The organism is Shewanella polaris (genome assembly GCF_006385555.1).
In the GTDB taxonomy this organism is placed as follows: Bacteria; Pseudomonadota; Gammaproteobacteria; order Enterobacterales; family Shewanellaceae; genus Shewanella; species Shewanella polaris.
Map to the genome: position 1 here is coordinate 2806231 of NZ_CP041036.1, position 23493 is coordinate 2829723.

18 protein-coding genes and 6 tRNA genes are annotated in these 23493 nt (G+C 38.9%); 6 read left to right on the forward strand and 18 right to left on the reverse strand.

Going from position 1 to position 23493, the window contains the following annotated elements:
• Positions 1 to 295 precede the first annotated feature (295 nt).
• From FH971_RS12225 to FH971_RS12290, 14 genes are all read right to left on the reverse strand, one after another.
• Positions 296 to 371, reverse strand: a tRNA-Lys gene (locus FH971_RS12225).
• 87 nt (positions 372 to 458) lie between these two features.
• A tRNA-Lys gene (locus FH971_RS12230) sits at positions 459 to 534 on the reverse strand.
• A 110-nt stretch (positions 535 to 644) separates the two neighbouring features.
• Positions 645 to 720 (reverse strand) — tRNA-Lys (locus FH971_RS12235).
• A 125-nt stretch (positions 721 to 845) separates the two neighbouring features.
• A tRNA-Lys gene (locus FH971_RS12240) sits at positions 846 to 921 on the reverse strand.
• A gap of 110 nt (positions 922 to 1031) precedes the next feature.
• A tRNA-Lys gene (locus tag FH971_RS12245) sits at positions 1032 to 1107 on the reverse strand.
• Positions 1108 to 1232: 125 nt separating this feature from the next.
• Positions 1233 to 1308 (reverse strand) — tRNA-Lys (locus FH971_RS12250).
• A 333-nt stretch (positions 1309 to 1641) separates the two neighbouring features.
• On the reverse strand, positions 1642 to 2379 hold the full coding sequence (gene ybgF, locus FH971_RS12255) for a tol-pal system protein YbgF (protein ID WP_137226752.1): 738 nt from the start codon (positions 2377 to 2379) through the stop codon (positions 1642 to 1644).
• 55 nt (positions 2380 to 2434) lie between these two features.
• Positions 2435 to 2971: a peptidoglycan-associated lipoprotein Pal gene (pal, locus tag FH971_RS12260; RefSeq protein WP_137226751.1), complete on the reverse strand. Its 537-nt coding sequence runs from the start codon at positions 2969 to 2971 to the stop codon at positions 2435 to 2437.
• Between the two features lie 23 nt (positions 2972 to 2994).
• Positions 2995 to 4323 (reverse strand): Tol-Pal system beta propeller repeat protein TolB, encoded by a 1329-nt coding sequence (gene tolB, locus FH971_RS12265; protein WP_140234477.1) that lies wholly within the window; start codon positions 4321 to 4323, stop codon positions 2995 to 2997.
• 42 nt (positions 4324 to 4365) lie between these two features.
• Entirely contained in the window at positions 4366 to 5328 is a 963-nt protein-coding gene (gene tolA, locus FH971_RS12270; RefSeq protein ID WP_140234478.1) for a cell envelope integrity protein TolA, read from the reverse strand.
• A complete protein-coding gene (gene tolR, locus FH971_RS12275) occupies positions 5329 to 5757 on the reverse strand; it encodes a protein TolR (protein WP_137226748.1) in 429 nt (142 codons plus the stop codon).
• Complete coding sequence (tolQ, locus tag FH971_RS12280) at positions 5757 to 6446, reverse strand: protein TolQ (protein ID WP_140234479.1); 690 nt, start codon at positions 6444 to 6446, stop codon at positions 5757 to 5759. Before tolQ ends, tolR begins: the two co-directional genes overlap by 1 nt.
• On the reverse strand, positions 6436 to 6837 hold the full coding sequence (ybgC, locus tag FH971_RS12285; RefSeq protein WP_140234480.1) for a tol-pal system-associated acyl-CoA thioesterase: 402 nt from the start codon (positions 6835 to 6837) through the stop codon (positions 6436 to 6438). The genes tolQ and ybgC overlap by 11 nt, the downstream gene beginning before the upstream one ends.
• A 1603-nt stretch (positions 6838 to 8440) precedes the next feature.
• The gene (locus FH971_RS12290) at positions 8441 to 9310 is read right to left on the reverse strand and encodes a flagellar protein MotY (protein WP_140234481.1); all 870 of its coding nucleotides are present in this window, start codon (positions 9308 to 9310) and stop codon (positions 8441 to 8443) included.
• Positions 9311 to 9497: 187 nt separating this feature from the next.
• Here FH971_RS12290 and rnt point away from each other — a divergent pair, with 187 nt between their 5' ends.
• Entirely contained in the window at positions 9498 to 10163 is a 666-nt protein-coding gene (gene rnt, locus FH971_RS12295) for a ribonuclease T (RefSeq protein ID WP_140234482.1), read from the forward strand.
• 121 nt (positions 10164 to 10284) lie between these two features.
• Here rnt and FH971_RS12300 read toward each other — a convergent pair whose 3' ends face one another.
• Entirely contained in the window at positions 10285 to 10890 is a 606-nt protein-coding gene (locus FH971_RS12300) for a peroxiredoxin (protein WP_137226743.1), read from the reverse strand.
• 482 nt (positions 10891 to 11372) lie between these two features.
• On the opposite strand from FH971_RS12300, the gene FH971_RS12305 reads away from it, so the two are divergent.
• On the forward strand, positions 11373 to 12695 hold the full coding sequence (locus tag FH971_RS12305) for a Na+/H+ antiporter family protein (protein WP_140234483.1): 1323 nt from the start codon (positions 11373 to 11375) through the stop codon (positions 12693 to 12695).
• 70 nt (positions 12696 to 12765) lie between these two features.
• Here FH971_RS12305 and upp read toward each other — a convergent pair whose 3' ends face one another.
• Entirely contained in the window at positions 12766 to 13392 is a 627-nt protein-coding gene (gene upp, locus FH971_RS12310) for a uracil phosphoribosyltransferase (RefSeq protein ID WP_137226740.1), read from the reverse strand.
• 241 nt (positions 13393 to 13633) lie between these two features.
• Here upp and purM point away from each other — a divergent pair, with 241 nt between their 5' ends.
• Both purM and purN read left to right on the forward strand, forming a co-directional pair.
• Entirely contained in the window at positions 13634 to 14671 is a 1038-nt protein-coding gene (gene purM / locus FH971_RS12315; RefSeq protein ID WP_140234484.1) for a phosphoribosylformylglycinamidine cyclo-ligase, read from the forward strand.
• Positions 14672 to 15316 (forward strand): phosphoribosylglycinamide formyltransferase, encoded by a 645-nt coding sequence (gene purN / locus FH971_RS12320; protein WP_140234485.1) that lies wholly within the window; start codon positions 14672 to 14674, stop codon positions 15314 to 15316. It begins immediately after the preceding gene.
• Positions 15317 to 15407: 91 nt separating this feature from the next.
• Here the strand turns inward: purN and cysB are convergent, their stop codons facing one another.
• Positions 15408 to 16385, reverse strand: a complete 978-nt coding sequence (gene cysB / locus FH971_RS12325) for an HTH-type transcriptional regulator CysB (RefSeq protein WP_140234486.1) — start codon at positions 16383 to 16385, stop codon at positions 15408 to 15410.
• A 388-nt stretch (positions 16386 to 16773) separates the two neighbouring features.
• Between cysB and FH971_RS12330 the strand changes: the two genes are divergently transcribed.
• Both FH971_RS12330 and FH971_RS12335 read left to right on the forward strand, forming a co-directional pair.
• Positions 16774 to 17553, forward strand: coding sequence for a hypothetical protein (locus FH971_RS12330; RefSeq protein WP_140234487.1), 780 nt, complete (start codon positions 16774 to 16776; stop codon positions 17551 to 17553).
• Positions 17554 to 18310: 757 nt separating this feature from the next.
• Complete coding sequence (locus FH971_RS12335; protein WP_140234488.1) at positions 18311 to 18751, forward strand: nuclear transport factor 2 family protein; 441 nt, start codon at positions 18311 to 18313, stop codon at positions 18749 to 18751.
• Between the two features lie 807 nt (positions 18752 to 19558).
• Here FH971_RS12335 and hrpA read toward each other — a convergent pair.
• Complete coding sequence (hrpA, locus tag FH971_RS12340; RefSeq protein ID WP_140234489.1) at positions 19559 to 23434, reverse strand: ATP-dependent RNA helicase HrpA; 3876 nt, start codon at positions 23432 to 23434, stop codon at positions 19559 to 19561.
• Positions 23435 to 23493: the final 59 nt, after the last annotated feature.

Sequence of the window (23493 nt, forward strand, 5' to 3'; positions counted from 1 at the left end):
GCAAAAGCTAAAGCATGATTTTGTATGGCAACCCAATGTACAATTCGAGGGTGAAATTAAAATACAATGGTAAGTTCGTAAACATCCGTTATAGAAAGTTAAAGTTGAATGATTACAAACCTAAATAGACTTAATTGCTTGAACAAATACAGAGGAAGTTTGAATTTTAGTGATTGAAGCTGTGATAGATATATTGATAGTTATTGATTTAACGACGAAGAAAGAACAAAAGTAGCGGAAGTTTTTACTGACTTTATATTATTGAGAGATAAATTAGTGGAAAGGATAAATTAAGTGGTGGGTCGTGAAGGATTCGAACCTTCGACCAATTGGTTAAAAGCCAACTGCTCTACCAACTGAGCTAACGACCCATCTTGGTGTTGCAAGAATATTCATTCTTACTGGAGTATATGCCCCATTTGTACAACGTTTAAATTATTTAGCCACTATTTAAAAAGTGGTGGGTCGTGAAGGATTCGAACCTTCGACCAATTGGTTAAAAGCCAACTGCTCTACCAACTGAGCTAACGACCCATCTTGGTGTTGCGAGAGGAACAAAAGCCAACTGTCTCTATTTCAAGACCAACTGAACTAACGACCCATCTTGGTACTGCACTTAAATTCTTTAGACACTATTTAGAAAGTGGTGGGTCGTGAAGGATTCGAACCTTCGACCAATTGGTTAAAAGCCAACTGCTCTACCAACTGAGCTAACGACCCATCTTGGTGTTGCAAGAACTACTATTCTTACTGGTACAAAAGCCAACTGTCTCTATTTCAAGACCAACTAAGCTAATGACCCGTCTTGCTACTGCACTTAAATTGTTTAGACACTATTTAAAAAGTGGTGGGTCGTGAAGGATTCGAACCTTCGACCAATTGGTTAAAAGCCAACTGCTCTACCAACTGAGCTAACGACCCATCTTGGTGTTGCGAGAGGAACAAAAGCCAACTGTCTCTGTTTCAAGACCAACTGAACTAACGACCCATCTTGGTACTGCACTTAAATTCTTTAGACACTATTTAGAAAGTGGTGGGTCGTGAAGGATTCGAACCTTCGACCAATTGGTTAAAAGCCAACTGCTCTACCAACTGAGCTAACGACCCATCTTGGTGTTGCAAGAACTACTATTCTTATTGGTACATAAGCCAACTGTCTCTATTTCAAGACCAACTGAGCTAACGACCCATCTTGGTGTAACATTTAAATTGTTTAGACACTATTTAAAAAGTGGTGGGTCGTGAAGGATTCGAACCTTCGACCAATTGGTTAAAAGCCAACTGCTCTACCAACTGAGCTAACGACCCATCTTGGTGTTGCAAGAACTACTATTCTTACTGGTACAAAAGCCAACTGTCTCTATTTCAAGACCAACTGAGCTAACGACCCATCTTGGTGTTGCATGAATTCATATTCTTGCTGGAACAAAAGCCAACCGTCTCTATTTCAAGACCAACTGAACTAACTATCCATTCAGTTTTGTAAAATATACACATCGGTTAATGCTTTTAATCCCCTCAGAAAGCTATGCCGTTCTGAGGGCGCCTATAATACCTTTTTCAATTTCTCATGCAAGCGCAAATTTATAATTTCTTGTTGTTTGCATGAAAAACAGACTAAGAGGCTGTTTTTTGTCTTAATTAGCCTTTCAGTGCCGATAATTGCTGTTGTGCAAGGCGAGCGGATGCACTATCTGCATATTCTTTTAAGACTTTATTATAGAGGGCTCTTGCACCTGCTGAATCATTTTCTTTTTCTGCGATCATTCCCAGTTTGACTAAACTGTCACTACGCTTATTAGAGTCTGCAAATTTAGTAACCACTGTACTAAACGCTTGTTTCGCGTCACTGTATTCGTTTTTATTATATAAAAGTTGACCTAACCAATAGTTAGCGTTTGCTGCATAGTTAGAATCTGGATATGTAGCAATAAAATTACGAAATGCTGGTATTGCTTCATCATATTTGCGCTCTTTTAACACCAAATTGACAGCAGCCTCATAGCTTCCAGTTTCACCCAAAGTTGAGCTAGCTGCAGCCACCGTAGTAGCATCAGCTGGAATGGTAGCTGTTGGGGTTGATGACTTAGCAGTAAGATTAGCAATTTCCTCATACAGTTGACGTTGACGCTGTATCATTTGATTCATTTGATAATTTTGCTGCTCAGTAATGCCTCGTAAATCCAACACTTCATTTTGCAGTGCATCCATACGGCGTTGCATGTCAAAGTCACCTTGTTGCTTTGCCTTAATGATGCGCTCTAACTTAGCGATTCGATCATCATTTGAACCATTCGATGCATCCGAAACAGGTGCTGGGGCAGCAAACGCAGTCGCGGTAGTGAATAACATTGCCGCAACTAATATGACTTTTTTCATTTTTTTACTCCTAAAAAAGGCCAACCGTTACCGGTTGGCCTTACATCTTTAACTATTAGTAAACTAACACACCACGACGGTTTTTACCAAAACCAGTATCTGTACGAGAGTAATCTAATGGTTTTTCTTCACCATAGCTGACAATACTCATTTGGCTAGGCTGTACACCCATACCTTGTAAATACTTAGCAATCGCTTTAGCTCGACGTTCACCTAGCGCGATATTGTATTCAGGCGTACCACGTTCATCAGCATGACCTTCAATCAGAACACGGACATTTGGGTGTTCAACTAAATAATTACCATGTGCTTGAATGATTTCAGCATTTTCGCTTTGAACTTCACTACGGTCAAAATCGAAATAAATGATATTTTGACGACGCAATTCTTGTTCTTTTAAACGTTGTTGCTCTACAGCACTTAAAACAGGTGCTACACCGCCAGTTTCAACGCCACCGGCACCGTATTCACTACTAGTACCACTCATCGAACCGCTAGCATCAGTTTCAGAGTCTGAAGTTGAGCTACAGGCACTCAGTGCCATAAGCGGAACTGCAACCAACATAGCCTTAAACAACTTATTCAGATCCATTTTAAATCCTTATCAATATCTATTTAGAGAAACGGAGACCATGCTGGTGACTTCACCTCGCCCTGGCCGACTGGCAATCTTGCTTTAAATCTGCCATCCATAGAAACAGCAGCTAACACTTGTTTACCTTGATGGGTTGTACCATAGATAACCATAGTGCCATTAGGAGCAACACTTGGCGATTCATCAAGTTGGGTTGATGAAAGCACCTGCATAAAGCGTGTTGCAAGATCCATTCGGGCAATATGGAATTTACCATTCGTACGGTTTACAAAAATCATACTACGACCATCTGGGGTAATTGAACCACCGAGGTTCCATTCTCCTTCAAAAGTCATACGCGAGACTTTATTTGTATCTAAATTTACGCGATATAACTGTGGCTTCCCACCTCGTTCTGACGTAAACAAAATCGATTTACCATCTGGGAACCAAGAAGGCTCAGTATCAATTGCGTAATGTTCAGTAATGCGTCGAGCAGCTTTGGTCGCTATATCAATGATATAAATATCTGGCTGACCGTCCTTTGACAAGGTCACTGCTAATTTTTTGCCATCTGGAGAGAATGCAGGCGCGCCATTTATCCCATCAAAACTACTCACCAAAGTACGAGTTTGACTATAAATATCCTGAACAAAAATTTCCGCTTTTCTGTTTTCAAAACTAACATAAGCTAAACGACGTCCATCTGGGGACCACGTTGGTGACATTAACGGTTCTGGTGAACGTAATAACATTTGTTCATTGTAACCATCATAATCTGCAATCATTAGATGATAAGGTGCTTTTTGACCAGGCTTAACGACAACGTAGGCAATACGAGTTAAAAATGCACCACGAATACCAGTAAGCTTTTCATAAACAATATCACTAATACGGTGGCCATATTGTCTAAATTGATTTGCACTGATCACTGTTTCACGGCTTTCAAGTAATAACTCGTTGTTATTCTGTGGTCCGTTACCGGCTTGGAGTTGTGCTTTAACTAAATCAATCAACTCAAAGCTGACTAAATATTGATCGGTACCATAGGGCTTAACCGAACCAAGAACAACCGCTTCAGCCTCTACGTTAACCCAACTCTGAGCAATAAAACCATTCACAGATGAAATAGTTGATTGTGGTAATGCACGCACATCAAGAGTTTTAAATGTACCACTGCGAGCCAAATCAGATGCGACAACATCAGAAATAGATGCCGGTGCTGGACCTTCTCCCAACCATACAAAAGGGACTACAGCGATAGGTCTTGCTACATCGACCCCTTCAGTAATCACAATATCTAACGCTGCGCGAGCGGGTGTAGTTAACACTAGTAAAGTCAGTGCTAGCCATTTAGCCAAGTTTTTCATGCGACTCCTTTAACTCAATTCCATCATAGAATACGATTGATATTAATTAAATTCCGGTGAAACGGTTAAATTAATTTCTTTTAATTGTTGATATACAGCAGGTTCTTGCGATACAGGTAAACGTCCCGCTTTATTTATTGACGCTTTAGCTGCACGACAAACAACCTGATCACCATCCAATGTTTGGCTGCTTGTGACAAATCCGTCTGGTGCTAAGCGAATAAACACCCGGCAACTCTTACCTCTCATGGATTCATCTACCACCAAGTTACGTTGAATTGTGGCGATAATCATTGCTTTATATTTCTCTACCTCAGATAAAACTTGTTTATTGCGCGTTTTAGATAGCGAGTCTTGTTCTGCAGCCATTGCTTCAGCCATCTCACGCTCTTGACGTGCCTTGGCATCAGCTTCGGCTTTACGTTTACGCTCAGCATCTTCTTTACGTTTACGTTCATCATCAGCACGCTGACGCTCTTCTTGTGCTTTTTTAGCCGCGGCTTCTTCCTGCTTACGTTTTTCAGATGCTTGTTTAGCGGCATCTTCTGCTACTTTTTGTTCCTGTTCTTTCTGCTTACGCACCACTTCAGCTTTATCTGCTCGGTCTTTTTCTAACAGTTGTTTTGCTTGAGCGGCTTTAGCAGCATCATTAGCCTTTTGAGTTTCCTGCTCTTTTTGTTTGCGCTGGATCTCTAAGGTTTTAATTTTTTCTTGTTCGCGCTCACGATTTCGACGAGCTTCTAATGCTTTACGTTCTAACTCAGCTTGACGGGCTTTTTCTTGCTTAGCCACATCTTGTTTTTGTTTCTTTAATTGCTCAACTCTTTCATTAACTTTCTGTTGATCAATCACAATAGCTTTTACAGCCGGCGCACTTGCCGCTGCCGTTTGCATTTGTTTGGGCTTATCCTCAAAACTGATGCCTAAAGCAAGAATGACAATAAACCCAATATGGATACCAGCAGAAATAGCAACGGGTAAGGTTAAATCTGATTTTCCAGCCACCTATTTCTCCTTTGGTGAATCGGTCATTAGCCCTACAGCCGGTACTCCAGCACCTTGCAAGCTAATCATTAGTTGAATAACACTTTCATAAGGAATAGTGCGGTCGGCTTTTACAACCACAGGCCTTAATGGCTCAAGTTGAATTAATGCTCCAACTTCAGTCGATACCTGCTCTAAGTCCATAGCATCTGAATTAGAACTACTGCCGATATTCAAAAAATATTGTCCCGCTGCATCAATGGATGCCACTATCGGAGGCTTACTATCAGGAGGTAACGATTCCGCATTACCTTGAGGTAATTCCACTTTTACCCCTTGCGATACAATAGGCGCTGTCACCATAAAAATAATCAACAACACCAACATAACATCGATATAAGGTACCACGTTGATTTCAGCAACTGGACGACGACGTTTACGCTGATACATTAAACAGCTTCCTTCTCGCTATATGCTTGACGTTGCAATATGTTTGAGAATTCTTCCATAAAGTTAGCATAAGTCATTTCAATTTTATCAACTTGCGTTGTAAAACGGTTATAACCAATCACGGCTGGAATAGCAGCAAACAAGCCCATTGCCGTTGCAATCAATGCTTCGGCAATACCTGGTGCAACCATAGCCAATGTGGCATTTTCTACAGCACCAAGTGCAATAAAGGAATTCATAATCCCCCATACAGTACCAAATAAACCAATATAAGGACTAGTGGACCCAATGGTTGCTAATAGTGGCAAATGATTATCAAGTTTTTCCATTTCACGCGACAAACTTACTCGCATCGCTCGAGTGGTGCCATCCATAACGGCTTCAGGGGCTTTACTGTTTACTTTACTCAACCGAGTATATTCTTTAAAACCAGCGACAAACATTGATTCCAAGCCCGAGATAGCACTGCCACGAGCAATCAATTCTTTGTAAAGACGGTTTAAATCAACACCAGACCAAAACGTATCTTCAAAACGTAATGACTTCACTCTTGCGGAGTTTAATAATTTGTTGCGTTGAATAATCACAGCCCATGAGGCAATCGATAACCCCAATAAGGTCAGCATAACTAACTTTACTAATACACTGGCTTCTAAAAACAAGCCAATAAATGAAATTTCAGCGTGCACTGTCAAACTCCTGAACAATATTTAGGGGGATAGCGCGGGGACGCATACGTGATAAAGATATACACGCGACAACCACTGTCGCTTCACAATAGCAATCACCTTGATAATCAACTAGGCGCTGGTGAAACACCAACGACACTTTTTTTAATTCTATAACCTTGGATTCAATCAATAAGTCTTGTTCAAATTTTGCCGCTTTACGAAAATCTATATCAACGTGTTTAACGACAAAAGCAATATCTTCTGCCAACAGTTCAGCTTGGCGAATACCCATGGATTTTAACCATTGGGTTCTGGCCCGTTCAAAAAAATTTAAGTAATTCGAATGGTACACAACACCACCGGCATCGGTATCTTCGTAATAGACTGAAATAGGCCAAACAAACATAATTTGAACATCAATTTTTTGGTTGTAAAAGTTGGCTTACTATACCTAGTACCATCACGCTTGTGAATAATGCACCAAGTGAAAAATAGACTTTATTTTGCTCAAAATGCGCTAAAACACTCGAAAAACCTCAATAACGGTAATAGATGAAGCTTTATTAATGTATTTCCCCAAAAGATTAACAATCTGTTGAACAAGATACGCTACACCACGTTAACTAATTTTGGTTGATAGCACCTTATTATTGAATCGACTTAACATTAATAGGACACTATAAATGAAGGCATTTGAAGGAGCATAACAGGCAGATAATAAATCAACTTAATATTACCTTTATTAGTAACTGCCATCAATTATTGGCATTTCTCTCTGCTAGGTACGCTGATATGTTTTCCAAAAGAGTTTTCAACTGAAATGTCTAGCGCGGTATTAAACAAGCTAAGATGCCTGCAATGTTTTAAGGCAACCAAACAGTATCAAGATATCAGTAAGCAACAAATATTTTCTTTAAAACAGAGGCCAGACATTTTTAGTCCACAATAATTGATCACCAAAGACAATTACCTATCCATTCTTGATGAGAGATCATTTAACCAATGACGACAACTCATAGGTTATCCCAAGGCAGGTATACTTAACTCATATTCAGCCAAGCATTAACGCAAAACCTATCAAACATCAAGTCAAGATGATAAACAGTCATCCAATAATTGATAATAATACTGGAGCTTAAATAAAATAACGAATCAATAAATTTACCTAATCACCCTGAGCATGATGTGCCATTTGTTAAATAATATTGTTACACCTTTAACTAATCCGAATAGTTATGCAGAGAATATAGATAACAAACCGAAAACCAATGAGATAGACAACTAAATTGAAAGATATATATTGAAATAACCATTAATTCATTAGTTTTTATAATGCTAAATGGTATTTTTTTTCGTTTGTCACATTAGTATATTCATTCTATTATTACCTTGTTTTCAGGACACGTCTGATTCAGATGTTGAAAACAAAGAACTCTACACTGATGTAACCAAATACCTCAGTTAAACCCAGTTCTTATGCTTGACTTCCTTCCTTAAATTTGTTGATTGCAAATTATTTAGCCCACTTGGATTAAGTGGGTTTTTTTTATCCTTTTTTGCAAAAATATCACTCATATTACCTATTTGAGCAATTACTAAAACGTTTTGAGTTTTTTCAATTCAAACTTCATCAGTGTAAAGGTCCTAAGTGTATTTAGATTACTCAACGTAGTAATCTAAAGGTGCAAGTAACTGACATTAATTGAGCTTCAAAACTGATTATGCCAAGCAAGAATCATTAAACATAGATTCTAATGGGCAAAGTCATTACTTGAATTATGCAAAGTACTGATGAATTGATGAATAATAGCATCTAGTGGATATGCCATCATCTCAATATTGGAGCCTAAATTCGGGCATCTCGAAGTGAGATTTTTATGCTGGTGTTCAACAATCATATTTTTATATTAACAATTACCTCAACAACAATTGTTACAAAACGAATAACTTTATTGTATAAAAGAAATTTAATATTGTATTTTACTAGCAGAAACTAAAAAGCTGAAATAGCATTATATAGGTTTAGTTATTTTAATAACAACACGACGGTTCACTTGTCGGTCTTCAGCAAGATCATTACCCGTAACATGACGTTTTTCACCATGACCGGCTGAATGGATACGATCTTTGGGGATACCGCTAGCAATTAAAATGTCTTTGATAGAATCAGCGCGTTTATCCGACACTCTTTGGTTAACTGAGCGTCCTCCATAACTGTCTGTATAAGCATCAATAAATACAAGTTCAACCTCTGGATCAAAAGACAAGTAACGTTGCACTTTTTGTAATTGTTGCGTAGATGAACGAGTAAGGTCAACCCCACCTTCTTGATAATTCAATACAGTAAACGCAATATCATCAAAACTGTAAGGTAATAAATTAGCTAAACAAGCACGAAACTGACGGTATTTACCGCCAAAATTGGCCGAAGATAACCCTACTGCAATCTTAGAATTGTGGTTATACCAATCCGCATAATAAAACGTCGGTTCCATTCCTTGACTCAACTCACTCAACATCGACCAAGCTGCTTTTTTAGGCACTTCACCATTAAATTGCTTATTGTAAGTCAGCTGTGTGATCTCTTTGGAATTGTGACCAGGACGCCAACTAGGAGCTCGGCTAATTAATGTCGCTTTGGTGACAGAATCAGGCTTAAGCCACATATCTAAAGTGAAATTTAAATTCAAATTTTTACCAGCTCTACTCGTAAATATCGCCCGACCATAATCCGGAATATCATGTTCAAGACGACACTCAATTGGATTATTCTCACCAATACGCCAAGCTGAGTTTTCAAGTGACGCAACGTAATACCTCAAATCAGCATGAGCTGTTGAGCAAAGACACAAACTTGCGAGGACCATCAGTTTTCGCCACATAAAACTACCCTTTATACCTGATTACCTTTTTACTATCGGCTACAAAGTCTGTTACTTTAGTAAACAATCATGCTTAATCGAGGATAAAAATCACAATCAGACATGACACTGCGCTTGAGTTTGCGCATAATACTCGGCTTACATCATTTGCACCGATAAATGATAGCTATTGAGGATAAAGACTGTAATGACTGATATTTGCGACGCTAACAAGTTTAAACACCGCTTCCGTGGTTATTTTCCTGTTGTTATCGATGTCGAAACTGCGGGTTTTAATGCCAATACAGACGCATTGCTTGAAATTGCCGTCAGCTTATTAAAAATGAATAGTGATGGGGTCATTAAACTTGATAGAACCCTCCATTTTAATATTGAGCCTTTCGAGGGTGCGAACTTAGAACCTGAATCTTTAGCATTTAATGGTATAGATCCAACAAACCCACTTCGTGGTGCTGTAGACGAGAAAGTCGCTTTTTTAGACATTTTTAAAGAAGTAAAAAAAGCCCAAAAAGCTGCAGATTGTCATCGCAGTATCATTGTCGCGCACAATGCCGCTTTTGATTTAGGTTTTGTTAATAAGGCTATTGAACGAAATAGTTTAAAACGTTCTCCTTTTCATCCTTTTGCTAGCTTTGATACCGCAACTCTCGCCGGACTTGCTATTGGTCACACCGTCCTAGCTAAAGCCTGTAAAATGGCTGGGATCGATTTCGATAATAAAGAAGCACATTCTGCATTGTATGATACCGAACGCACTGCAGAATTATTTTGCTACATTGTAAACCGTTGGAAAGCCTTAGGTGGATGGCCATTGGCGGCTGTAGAAGATGATAGCGACTCAGCAAGCGAATAATGGATACTAATCTTTTTATTATCTCATGCCATTCATCTACAGCGAGCTCTCGATAAAAAACATTAATTTCACCCAATAAAAAAGCTGCCGAAGCAGCTTTTTTTAATTCTAATCAGCAAAATTATAGTTTAGCTGAGTTGTCTTTTAGATATGCAGCAACACCTTCAGTGCTAGCAGTCATGCCTTTTTCGCCTTTTGACCAGCCAGCTGGGCAAACTTCACCGTGTTCTTCATGGAACTGAAGTGCATCAATCATACGGATCATTTCGTCAACGTTACGGCCTAATGGTAAATCGTTAACCACTTGGTGACGAACTTGGCCTTCTTTGTCCACTAAGAAAGAACCACGGAAAGCAACACCCGCTTCTGGATGCTCAACGTCATATGCTTTACAAATCTCATGTTTAACGTCAGCAACTAGAGTGTACTTAACTTGACCAATACCACCCTTGTCTACTGGAGTGTTACGCCATGCATTATGAGTGAACTGTGAATCAATAGAAACACCAATCACTTCAACACCACGCTTAGTGAACTCTTCCATGCGGTGATCAAAAGCAATTAGCTCTGATGGGCATACAAAAGTAAAATCAAGTGGGTAGAAGAAAATAACTGCAGGCTTACCTTTAATTGCGGTAGCAAGGTTAAATGTGTCAACAATTTCGCCAGAACCAAGAACGGCTGCGGCTGTAAAATCTGGGGCTGGACGGCCTACTAATACGCTCATTATCTATCTCCATTTAATGGCTTAAACACTCAACAACGGAATTATTTCATGGCTAGTTTGATGAGTAACTGTGATCAACTTAGCAATTCATTATACCGTTGGGACTTATATCAGTCGTATACCATACATCTAAATTAGCTGACTTATAAGTTATTTCAGATGAAAATTGGTTTACCTGCTGAAAAATAAAACATACAGACTCACTAATATAAAATTACTCTATGACAAATTAATTATCGAAAAATAAAATGTGGCTTTTTAACGTAAGATGAGAACCCAATATAACAATCAAATCTGATTTCAGTTATCCATGACTCAAGCGTAAAGTACTCTCAATATTGTTTACATCACATTTTTCGAGTAATTCTGACGAAGAAACCCGCCAAAACAAGCATCAACAACGAAAAAATGCATCTAGGCTGGACAAATAGAGGTGAGACAGTCAAGAATACCCGCCTCACTTACTTTTATGAATTATAATTATGAATGCGGTTGTTATCGCGGTTTGCTTAATGTTGTTTTTAAGCTTTATTCGAATTAACGTTGTAGTGGCATTAACAATTAGTGCAGTGGCGGCAGGTTTAGTCGGTGGATTAGATATTCATCAAACAATCGCAGCCTTTAACGACGGCCTCGGTGGCGGTGCTCAAATCGCATTAAGTTATGCATTACTTGGCGCATTTGCTGCTGCGTTGTCGCATTCAGGCTTAACAACATTAATTTCTCACTTTATTATAAAAAAGCTCGGTAAAGAACCCAATAGCAGTAATACTATCGTTGTGCGATGGTTATTATTAGCCACAATATTATTAATGGCAGTTTCATCGCAGAATATTTTGCCTATTCATATCGCCTTTATCCCTATTCTTATTCCACCGTTATTGCATGTCATTTCCAAACTGCATATAGACCGCCGCCTTATAGCTTGCATTATCACATTTGGTTTGGTGACCACGTATATGATATTGCCTATCGGTTTTGGTGGGATTTTTCTTAATGACATTTTGTTGGCAAATTTGAACACCAATGGGTTAAATGCGATAGCTGAACAAATTCCCAAAGCAATGTTATTACCCGCTACAGGCATGGTTGTAGGTTTACTTACCGCTATATTTATTAGTTATCGTAAACCTAGACAATATTTGATCGAACAACCTGTGCTCAATGATGATGTATCAATCACGATCAGCCGTAAAAGCTTGTTGGTTTCACTTTCGGCAATTGTGGTCACTTTAGTGGTTCAGTTACAAACCGACTCAATGATATTTGGCGCCTTAAGTGGGTTTGTTATTTTCCGTTTTTCAGGGATCATTAAACATGACGTAAGTAAAGATCTGTTTAATCAAGGCGTGCTTATGATGGCCAATATTGGTTTTATTATGATTGCAGCGGCAGGTTTTGCTGCTGTAGTAAAATCAACAGGGGAAGTGGGAACACTGGTGACCTCTTTAGGCGACATCATAGGTGACAACAAAGCGTTAGCCGCGTTATTGATGCTAATTGTTGGGTTATTAATTACCATGGGAATTGGATCTTCGTTCTCAACGATTCCAATTATCGCTACCATTTATGTGCCGTTAGCACTTAGCTTTGGTTTTTCTCCCGCGGCTACAATTGCGTTAGTGGGAACTGCTGCGGCGCTTGGTGATGCTGGTTCACCTGCATCAGATTCAACATTAGGCCCCACTGCCGGTCTTAATGCGGATGGTCAACATGACCATATTCGCGACAGTGTGATCCCAACCTTTATTCATTACAACATTCCTTTACTGATATTCGGTTGGATTGCGGCTATGGTGTTGTAATCATGATACAGATATAAAAATGGGAGCCAATTGGCTCCCATTTTTATATTCAAATAATTACGTTATAGCATTATTTAGTACCAAATATTTTGTCACCTGCATCACCTAAACCAGGCAAGATATAACCTTGCTCGTTTAAGCAATCATCAATTGCTGCTGTGTATAATTCAATATCAGGATGTGCAAGCTCAAGAGCTTTAATACCTTCCGGTGCAGCAACTAACACTAGCGCTTTAATTGAACTACAACCGCGCTTCTTCAACAAATCAATAGTCGCAATCATTGAACCACCAGTAGCTAACATTGGATCAACAACTAAAGCGATACGCTCTTCAACATTACTGACTATTTTTTCGAAATAAGGTATAGGCTGAAGCGTTTCTTCATCACGATATATACCGACAACAGAAATACGCGCACTAGGGAGATGCTCAAGAACACCATCCATCATGCCTAAACCCGCACGTAAAATAGGCACTACAGTGACTTTTTTACCTTTAAGTTGTTCGATGGTAACAGGGCCATTCCAGCCTTCAATTGTTACCGTTTCCGTTTCAAAATCAGCTGTCGCTTCATAGGTTAATAAACTGCCAACTTCAGTGGCAAGTTCGCGAAATCGTTTGGTGCTGATATCCGCTTCACGCATTAAACCGACTTTATGACGAACCAGAGGATGTTTTACTTCAACGACTTTCATTTATTTCTCCTAGATTTCTGACTATTTCAGGCAAATTTGACAAATGTTAGTCGATTTATCCTCTGTATAAAACATAAAGTTTCAAAATTGCAGTAAATCGTGACCTAAACCAATAAAAAATAGACGATTCATCGTTTTCTTTATGGGATAAAGTAAAAACATGACTTTCGACGAGCAACACAAACTGGTAGAATATCGGCGCATAAAATTCCATAAAACGATGTACCCTAGAGGATCCTCCGTGACCACTACTACCCCCCTAAGTTACAAAGATGCTGGCGTTGATATTGATGCTGGTAATGCGTTGGTAAACAACATTAAATCTGCGGTAAAACGCACTCGCCGTCCAGAAGTTATGGGCAATTTAGGTGGTTTTGGCGCACTATGCGAATTACCGACTAAATATAAACACCCAGTACTCGTTTCTGGCACTGATGGTGTTGGTACCAAATTAAGATTAGCCATTGATTATAAAAAGCATGACACTGTAGGTGTTGATTTAGTTGCTATGTGTGTCAATGACCTAATTGTTTCAGGTGCTGAGCCACTTTTCTTCCTCGATTACTATGCTACAGGTAAGCTTGATGTTGAAACTGCAACTTCAGTTGTCAGTGGCATAGCAGAAGGTTGCTTCCAGTCAGGTTGTGCATTAATTGGTGGTGAAACGGCTGAAATGCCAGGCATGTACGAAGGCGAAGATTACGATCTTGCCGGATTTTGTGTCGGTGTGGTTGAAAAAGCAGACATTATTGATGGCACAAAAGTCAAAGCGGGTGACTCATTAATCGCTCTTGGCTCAAGTGGTCCTCATTCAAATGGTTACTCGTTAATTCGGAAGGTATTAGAAGTCAGCAAAGCTGATCCACAACAAGACCTTGCCGGAAAGCCCTTAATTGACCATCTACTCGAACCGACAAAAATTTATGTTAAATCTTTATTGAAACTGATTGAACAATCAGACATTCACGCAATGGCGCATATTACCGGCGGTGGATTCTGGGAAAATATCCCACGCGTCCTTCCTGATGATTGCAAAGCAGTCGTTAAAGGTAACTCTTGGCAGTGGCCTGTTGTATTCGACTGGTTAATGACAAACGGTAACATTGCACAACATGAAATGTTTCTAACATTTAACTGTGGTGTCGGTATGGTCATTGCGCTACCTACAAATAAAGTTGATGCAGCATTAGCGTTATTAACTGCTGAAGGCGAAAATGCTTGGTTAATAGGTGAAATTGCAACTCGTCAAGACGACGAAGAGCAAGTGGAGATCATTTAAATGAGCCAAAGCTGTCGTGTTGTGGTACTGATTTCCGGTAGTGGCAGCAATCTTCAAGCTATCATCGATGGCTGTGACGATAACCTAAATGCTGACGTTGTTGGTGTTATCAGCCACAAACCGGATGCTTATGGATTAATTCGTGCTCATCAAAGCGAAATTGATACCAGTTGTGTTATTCCTTATGCCAATGAAGCTCGCAGCGATTACGATGCGCGCTTATTAAAGGCAATAGAAAAATACCAACCAGATCTGGTTATTCTTGCTGGATTTATGCGTATTTTAACTGATGAATTAGTCAGCCATTTTCTCGGTAAAATGATTAATATCCATCCATCATTATTGCCTAAGTATACCGGATTACACACACATCAACGTGCTATAGACTCAGGGGACAAGGAACATGGCGCTAGCGTTCATTTTGTTATTCCAGAGCTCGATGCTGGTCCAGTGATATTACAAGCTAAAGTCCCTATTTATCCTGAAGATAATGCGGAAGTCTTAGCCGAACGTGTTCACGAACAAGAACATGCCATTTACCCTCTTGTAGTGAAATGGTTCAGCTTAGGACGTTTAGCTATGACAGATGGTAAAGCCTATTTGGATGGAGAGTTAATTGGTCTGACAGGTTACGCACCAGACTAAAATCAAATAATTCATACTAAGTCTTTATTATCCATAAAAAACCTCACTAATTAGCGAGGTTTTTTTATGGATTAGCTTTCGTAAATAATAACTAGCGAACAGGTAACACCATGTCAGCAAACATTTCATCGATCAATTGTTGATCGCGAAGTCCAACCGCTTTCTCAACTACATCGCGGGTTAAATGCGGTGCAAAATTTCGCATAAAGTCATACATGTAGCTGCGTAAAAAGCTACCACGGCGGAAACCTATCTTAGTTGTACTGTGAGCAAACAGGTGACTCGCATCAATCGCGACTAAATCATTATCTACCGCCGGATCAATTGCCATAGAAGCAATCACCCCTACTCCTAATCCTAAACGAACATAGGTTTTAAGCACATCGGCACTCGTTGCGCTAAACACGACTCGTGGATCCAGATTTGCACGTTTAAATGACTTCTCAATTTCAGACGCTTTATCGAAACCAAATACATAAGTCACCAATGGATACGTCGCTAAATCTTCTATGCTGATTTTTGCGGATTGGCTAGCAAGCGGATGATCACGAGTTACAACAATTGAGCGATTCCAATGATAACAAGGCAGCATAATTAAATCGGTATATAAATGCATTGCTTCAGTAGCAATAGCAAAATCAGCATCGCCTCTAGCAGCCTGCTCACTAATTTGTGATGGCGTACCTTGGTGCATGTGCAAATTCACTTTAGGATACCGCTTAATAAATTCTTTAATTATTTGTGGCAGAGCATATCTAGCCTGAGTGTCAGTGGTGGTAATATTTAACTCGCCCTGATTAGGCTGAGTATGTTCTTCGGACACTTTCTTGATGCTATCGACTTTGCCGAGTATATCATTGGCAATATCAATAACTTGTTGTCCCGCAGGCGTCACATGAGTCAAATGTTTACCACTGCGACCGAATATTTGAATGCCTAGTTCATCTTCTAACATTCTGACTTGCTTGCTAATACCCGGTTGTGAAGTATAAAGATTCTCAGCCGTAGATGACACATTAAGGTTATGTTTAACAACCTCTGCAATATATCTAAGTTGTTGCAGTTTCATGGTTTTATCCTTGATTTAACCGTCACTCATCCGCATGATATGCAAATAAGAAAAAATCTATGTTATTTCACTGAGCAGGAACGATTGTTCAACTATAATAAAACGTTATATAGTAAATGAAATGTAATGTAAATAGTAATAACGAGCAAGTAATAATAGTGCTGTTATGAATTGAGTTGGCTTTTCATAAACATAGACAGTTAACAGTTTAATGATTTATCAACAAAATGACTTATTATTCAACGACAGCCGCGATAACTTACGCTAAGATATAGATTCTTTTTGATGAAATTTTATTTCTATTATTTCATCCAGTATCAAAACAACTTGTAGCTATAGCTATTTGGCTATATTAACCATGTGATATCCAAGATAAAACGGAACCTTTATGTCCTTAATTTTGATATTAATTCTTATTGGGGCGCTATTACTGCTGATAATCGGCTTTAGTATTGTCCAGCAACAAAAAGAACGCGCAGAAGCCGAGCGTAGAGTAGAAATGTCTCGACAACGAGCCATCATAGACGAAACCGATAATGTCTTATCTAATACTGGTATGACCCCATCTTCTAGCCATATAATGCTAGTACTTTATCGTCGAATTAAAGATGCTTTAGAGCAATCAATTGTCCATTCTTCTGGTCAACTAAAGTCTGATTATGAACGCCGTTTAGCTGATATAAAAACGCAAATATCCACAGTATCAAGTTCACCAGCCCAAGTCCCTGCTATTGAGAATTTTCGCTTACCTGATAATGATAGACAAGTTTTAGAATTAGTAAAAACCCTTAAAAAGCTTAAAGCTATTTTACGAGCTGAACATAATAAAGGAAAAGTTGACCCCTCTATTTTTGTACAAGAAGAAATGCGTATTGATAGCCTGCAATTGAGGATCAATGTTGAGTCGATGATTAGTCGAGCTCGTGCCGCATGTTTTATGAAACAATACGGTTCCAGCAAACAGATGGTCACTAAAGCCTTAAACACATTGCACACCATCAAAGCGCAGACGCCTAATGATCCTTTTATAGCCCGCAAAGTAGATGAGGCGAAATTATTGCTCGATGAAATAATGGGAGCTCAAAAGAATAGTGAGCCAAGCGCACCAAAACAGAAAAAAGAAGGCGATGATCTGGATATGTTGTTCCAACCTAAAAAGAAATGGTAGGTTGATTGTCATCAATGAATAAAACGAGCCTCATTTAGAGGCTTTTTTATTATAGCCAAGTCAATCTGATACTAAATTTGCGTTATTTTTTAACCATAAAAAAAATACAAATAAATACATAAGGTTACTAAAGCAACCTAGGAAGATAAACAAAGTTGTCCACAGAATTTGTGGATAACAATTTTAGACATCCGGTATCACAAATTAGGAGTAATAAAGAACCTAATGCTCAAACATTACTCCTTTATGCTAATAAGAGTACCTTATAAAATGCTAATCACCCATAACTTATAAAGTAACATCTTATAAATTGTGTATCCTTGTCTAACCGTATTTTAATAAGATATGACACGCCTTATTTATTGCGTCAAGTCATTCTAATCAAAGTGCTCACTTTCTCAACTATTCGAACACATAATCGCTTCTTCAATGCCTATTATCACAACCCAATATTATTCAACCATATCCCAAGTAGTAAACTAAACATTGTTTAGTCAGTTACGGAATATGGAATTTATCATACTAGAACACCTAATAACCTTGCACCGACACTGTTTAATCATCAAGTGGACTACTCAACATTGATATCATTTAGTATCAATAAACGAAAGTACCAAACCAATAATTTAGGATTTAGAACCTAAATGTTTTGATATCATGTTCCATACTCGTATTATTTTTATTATACCTATCCTTGTCAGCGATGGCATAAATCAGGATACTAGCAACAAAATAATATAAACAGTAAAAGGGCTTTATGCTAAAAATAACTTCCATAAAAATGTTGCCTTTGTTTCTGTTGTTCATCCTCACTGCATGCAGTCAATCAGATGATCTACTCTCACCAGAACAAGTTACACTTGGTTTCTTTAATGCTATTTATGTTGAACGTGATGTTAAGAAAGCAGAAAGGTTTGTCGCCCCAGATCTCAAAGAAATAATGGATCATTATCATATTGCATCACAGGTGCAAAGACATGTATTAGGTTTATCCATGAGTCAGGTCACTATCTCTATTGATGAAATTGATATCGACTTTTTCCGAAAATTTACCGATGATGTTACTGTAAAAGTCAAAATAGAAGGGTTAAAAGGCGGCGAAAACTGGATTGACGATCGTACAATCCGTCTCCATAAAAACGCCAATTCTTGGATTATTGTTGATATATTACTTGAAAAAGGTCGTATTGAAGGTTGATATTTTGTCGTTAATTGGTATTGGTATTGGTATTGGTATTGGTATTCTAATAATATTCAAAAGCAAAACATTATCGAGTGCTAATAGCAAAACGGCACCTATTATTTAGGCATCATCCTGATTAAATTGATCATGAAAGACATCAACAACCCAATAAAAATAGCAGCCTAAGCTGCTATTTTTATTTCGATGCCGGAGTATTTAATGTACCGACTCTTTAGTCATAACATCAATATGCTCGTTCAATCGTCTTATTCTTCATCAGAAGGTAAAGACTCTAACACGTCATCTTTTACTTGATAGTAAGCATTTTCGTATTCATGAACTTCCATAATAACTCCAATCTTTTTAGGTCGTTTTGTAGGGGAAGGCCTGTCTTATTTTATTCAACTACATGATGCTATATACACAATACATACAACAAAAACTGAAGTTGGGAATGACATTTACCTTACAGAGAGAAGATTAACAATCACGTTATTCTTGCCTTAGAGTATATCAATAGTCAGATCACATTTAAACCATAATTACGAAAAACTTTCAGTTCTGTTGCAAGGATAGTATGTAAAACGCCTTAAATCGGTGATTTTTTCTAATAATCATGAAAGTCATTTAATAATTAAAACATTAAAATGAAAGCTATTCTGAATTTTCACTTAAAAAACCTCCGAACTACTTAAACCAATTTGATAATTAATAAGTTGAATTTAAAAGCTTTACTCAAAAGCATAAACAATAAAAAACCGATATCACCTAAGTAACATCGGTATAATTTACATCTTCATGAATTAACAAAATTGATTACGATTACACTTGGCTAATATGATTTAACACTCGTTTTTCTGAAATTGGGTAAGCGGTGCCAAGTACTTGAGCAAAGCATGACACCCGATACTCTTCTATCATCCAGCGGGCTTCAATCAATGCTTCAGGGATCGGTTGCGAACGTGGCACTTTGGCTAATTGAGCGGTTAACGCCTCTTGAACTTTAGCAATACTGTGCATATGTAATCTATCGCGCGTGGGATCAACTGGCAGCTTTTCCAGTCTATTCTCAATAGCTTTTAAATAACGGGCTACGTCAGTTAATCGTTGCCAGCCACAGTCTTCGACAAATCCTTTATAAACTAGGCTATCCAGCTGAGTTTGAATATCACTCATCGCAAACGCAATATCAAAGCTAATTTTTCCTTTTAAACGTTTTTTAATTCGTTGATAAATGGTCAAAACTTTCTCTACGTTCAATGCAAGAATTTCCGCAGTAGGATTGAGTTCTTGGCGAACCCATTCTTTTGCTTGCTCGAATTGTTGTTCGTTACGAATATCTAATTGCTTTTGATCTAGCAACTGCTGTACTGCTGCATTAATAATATCTTCAATTAATATCTGTACTTGTCCAAAAGGATTAAAGTACATCGCAAGCTTAGCTTTATTAGGCAATGCTTGCTGCAAGTGCTTCACTGGCGAGGGAATATTAATCAATAATAATCTGCGTAGTCCGACTCGATGATGTCGTTTTGCTTCATGTTCATCATCAAATAACTTAATCGCCACATCGGTTTTGTTGTCAATTAATGCCGGATATGCTTTAACTTCGTAGTTACCTTTACGCTGCTGATATTGAGCTGGTAAATCACCGAATGACCACGTAGTGATGGCCTGTTGCTCAATACCTTTGTCTGCGACTTTACGGATTGCTTTGGCGACAACACCTTGCAATTGACCTTTTAACAGTTCTAAATCACGGCCTTGTGCAACTAAACGACCTTGATCATCTTCAATCTTAAAGTTCATCTTAAGATGTTCTGTTAATTGAGTTAAATCAAAATCATCAGCAGAAATACGCACGCCACTCATGCGCAGCAATTGTTTACACATGGAATCAAGCATTGATAACTCAAACGGCTTCATTGCTTGATAACATGCCCGGGCATAGTCAGGAGCAGGTACAAAATTGCGCCGTAAGTTTTTTGGCAAAGACTTAATCAATGCGATTAACTTTTCTTCTCGTAATCCTGGTACTAACCAATCAAAATCACTGTCGTCAATTTGATTGATGAGTGCCACTGGAATGTGTACCGATACACCATCATCCGCATTGCCAGGTTCAAAGTGATAACTAACTGTTAAAGCCAAATTCCCTTTATGCCATACTTCGGGAAAGTCTAAAGCCGAAATATGATCGGCACTGCGTTGCATTAATAATGCTTGGCTGTAATCGAGTAAATCAGGGGTTTGTTGACGGGCTTTTTTCCACCATGCAAAAAACAATGGTGCGTTATAAATCCCTTCGGGCACCAATGGTTCGTAAAAGTCCACTAGAACTTGTTCATCGACCAAAATATCGCGTCGACGAGATTTATGCTCTAAAGACTCGATATCATTAAGTAACTTTTGGTTGTTAACAAAAAAAGCTTCTTTTGTTTGCAACTGCCCTTCTGCTAAGGCGCTACGGATAAATATTTCACGGGCTTCTACGGCATCGATAGGACCATATTGCACTCGACGGCGGTTGACTATGGTTAAGCCATAAAGCACCTGATTTTCAAGTGCAATAACGCTGCCTGCTTTGGCTTCAAAATGAGGTTCAAGATAATTCTTTTTCACTAAATGCGCGGCTAGTGGCTCTAACCATTCAGGCTCAATTTTAGCGCAGCAACGAGCAAATAATCGTGAAGTTTCAGTTAACTCAGCGGCCATAATCCACTTAGGACCTTTCTTAGCTAATGGCGATCCAGGAAATACAAAAAACTTGCGGTTTCGTGCCCCTAAATATTCGTTGTTTTCACCTTTAAAACCAACATGACTTAGCAAGCCTGACAATAATGCTTTATGCAACTGGTCGTAACTGGCAGCACTGTCATTAATACGCCATTTCAATTCATGTACAGCTTGTTTCACTTGGGTATACAGATCTTGCCATTCGCGTACTCGTAAATAGGCTAAATATTCATCGCGACATTGTTTTCTAAATTGACTGGCTGACAACTCTCGTTTTTGATCTTTAACGTGGTCCCATAATTTAACCCAACTGGCGAAATCAGAGTCTTTATCAGCATAACGACGATGGCACTCGTCGGCCGCTTGTTTCTTCTCTGCGGGACGTTCTCGTGGGTCTTGAATCGACAAACCAGCAGTAATAACTAATGCTTCGTGTAGACAACCTAATTGATTCGCTTCAATGACCATTCTAGCCAAACGCGGATCAAGTGGGATTTTAGATAGATCTTTGCCTAATGGAGTTAGGACTAATTCATCACGAGATTTTTTCACAGCTTGCAACTCTTCAAGCAATAAAAAACCGTCTCTAATGTGTTTTTGATCCGGTGGCTGAATAAATGGAAATCCGGCTATGTCGCCTAAACCAATCGACAACATGTGTAAAATGACAGAAGCTAGATTGGTACGCAAAATTTCAGGATCTGTAAATTCGGGACGCTGAATAAAATCCATTTCATCGTATAGTCGAATACAAATACCCGGACCAACACGCCCACAACGTCCTTGACGCTGATTAGCACTGGCTTGTGAGATAGGTTCTATCGGTAAACGCTGTACTTTGGTACGGTAACTATAACGGCTTATGCGTGCGGTACCAGGGTCAATAACATAACGGATCCCAGGCACGGTTAATGACGTTTCGGCAACGTTGGTGGCCAATACAATACGGCGACCAATATGGCTTTTAAAGACCTTAGATTGTTCACCATAAGAAAGACGCGCGTAAAGAGGTAAAATTTCAGTATCGCGATATTGCTGTTTATTAAGTAAATCTGCGGTATCGCGAATTTCGCGCTCGCCATTCATAAATATCAATATATCGCCAGGCCCCGCAGCCATTAACTCATCTACGGCGGCAAAAATACCATCACTGACATCTAAATCTTCATCAGTATCACGCACTAAAGGGCGATAACGAGTTTCAACTTCAAAAGTACGCCCAGATACTTCAATAACAGGCGCGTTATTAAAGTGTTTTGAAAAACGATCGACATCAATGGTCGCCGAAGTAATAATCACTTTTAAGTCAGGACGTTTCTTTAATACCTGTTTAAGGTACCCCAATATAAAATCAATGTTTAAGCTACGTTCATGTGCCTCATCAATAATAATGGCATCATACTGGTTGAGAAATCGGTCTGAGGTAAGTTCAGCCAGCAAAATACCGTCAGTCATCAATTTAATGTAACTGTGGTCACTCATGGCATCAGCAAATCGAACTTTAAAGCCAACAACTTCACCTAATGGGCTGTTAAGTTCATCAGCAATACGGTTCGCAACACTTCGAGCGGCAAGACGACGAGGTTGAGTATGACCAATTAAACCTCGTGTACCTAAACCCAGCTCAAGACAAATTTTAGGTAACTGGGTTGTTTTACCCGAGCCTGTTTCGCCCGCCACAATTACCACTTGATTATTGGCAATGGCAGAGGCAATATCATCACGCTTTTGTGACACTGGAAGTTCATCAGGGTAACTGATGGTGGGTCTAGAGTGTAAGCGCTGTTGCGCTTTCGCATAGGCTCGCTGGGCAGCTTCGGTTAACTGCGCTAACGTTTGGGATTTTTTTTCAGACTCAGCTTCTTTATTAACACGATACAAACGACGACGAATTTTAGCAGCATCGGTTTGATAACAAAGATTGAGATATGCTTTAGATAGCGGGTGAAGGTCCGAATTCAAAACTGGTTCCCTTGCTTACATCGAAAAAAGCGATCCTAGCAAGGAAAACAGTATAATGG

Excerpts from the sequence above, each read along its gene's own strand:
- tolR (WP_137226748.1), bottom strand. The coding sequence starts at position 5,757 with ATGTATCAGCGTAAACGTCGTCGTCCAGTTGCTGAAATCAACGTGGTA.
- tolB (WP_140234477.1), bottom strand. The coding sequence starts at position 4,323 with ATGAAAAACTTGGCTAAATGGCTAGCACTGACTTTACTAGTGTTAACT.
- rnt (WP_140234482.1), top strand. The coding sequence starts at position 9,498 with ATGACTGATATTTGCGACGCTAACAAGTTTAAACACCGCTTCCGTGGT.
- FH971_RS12305 (WP_140234483.1), top strand. The coding sequence starts at position 11,373 with ATGAATGCGGTTGTTATCGCGGTTTGCTTAATGTTGTTTTTAAGCTTT.
- pal (WP_137226751.1), bottom strand. The coding sequence starts at position 2,971 with ATGGATCTGAATAAGTTGTTTAAGGCTATGTTGGTTGCAGTTCCGCTT.
- FH971_RS12300 (WP_137226743.1), bottom strand. The coding sequence starts at position 10,890 with ATGAGCGTATTAGTAGGCCGTCCAGCCCCAGATTTTACAGCCGCAGCC.
- upp (WP_137226740.1), bottom strand. The coding sequence starts at position 13,392 with ATGAAAGTCGTTGAAGTAAAACATCCTCTGGTTCGTCATAAAGTCGGT.
- FH971_RS12330 (WP_140234487.1), top strand. The coding sequence starts at position 16,774 with ATGTCCTTAATTTTGATATTAATTCTTATTGGGGCGCTATTACTGCTG.
- FH971_RS12335 (WP_140234488.1), top strand. The coding sequence starts at position 18,311 with ATGCTAAAAATAACTTCCATAAAAATGTTGCCTTTGTTTCTGTTGTTC.
- cysB (WP_140234486.1), bottom strand. The coding sequence starts at position 16,385 with ATGAAACTGCAACAACTTAGATATATTGCAGAGGTTGTTAAACATAAC.
- purN (WP_140234485.1), top strand. The coding sequence starts at position 14,672 with ATGAGCCAAAGCTGTCGTGTTGTGGTACTGATTTCCGGTAGTGGCAGC.
- ybgF (WP_137226752.1), bottom strand. The coding sequence starts at position 2,379 with ATGAAAAAAGTCATATTAGTTGCGGCAATGTTATTCACTACCGCGACT.
- FH971_RS12290 (WP_140234481.1), bottom strand. The coding sequence starts at position 9,310 with ATGTGGCGAAAACTGATGGTCCTCGCAAGTTTGTGTCTTTGCTCAACA.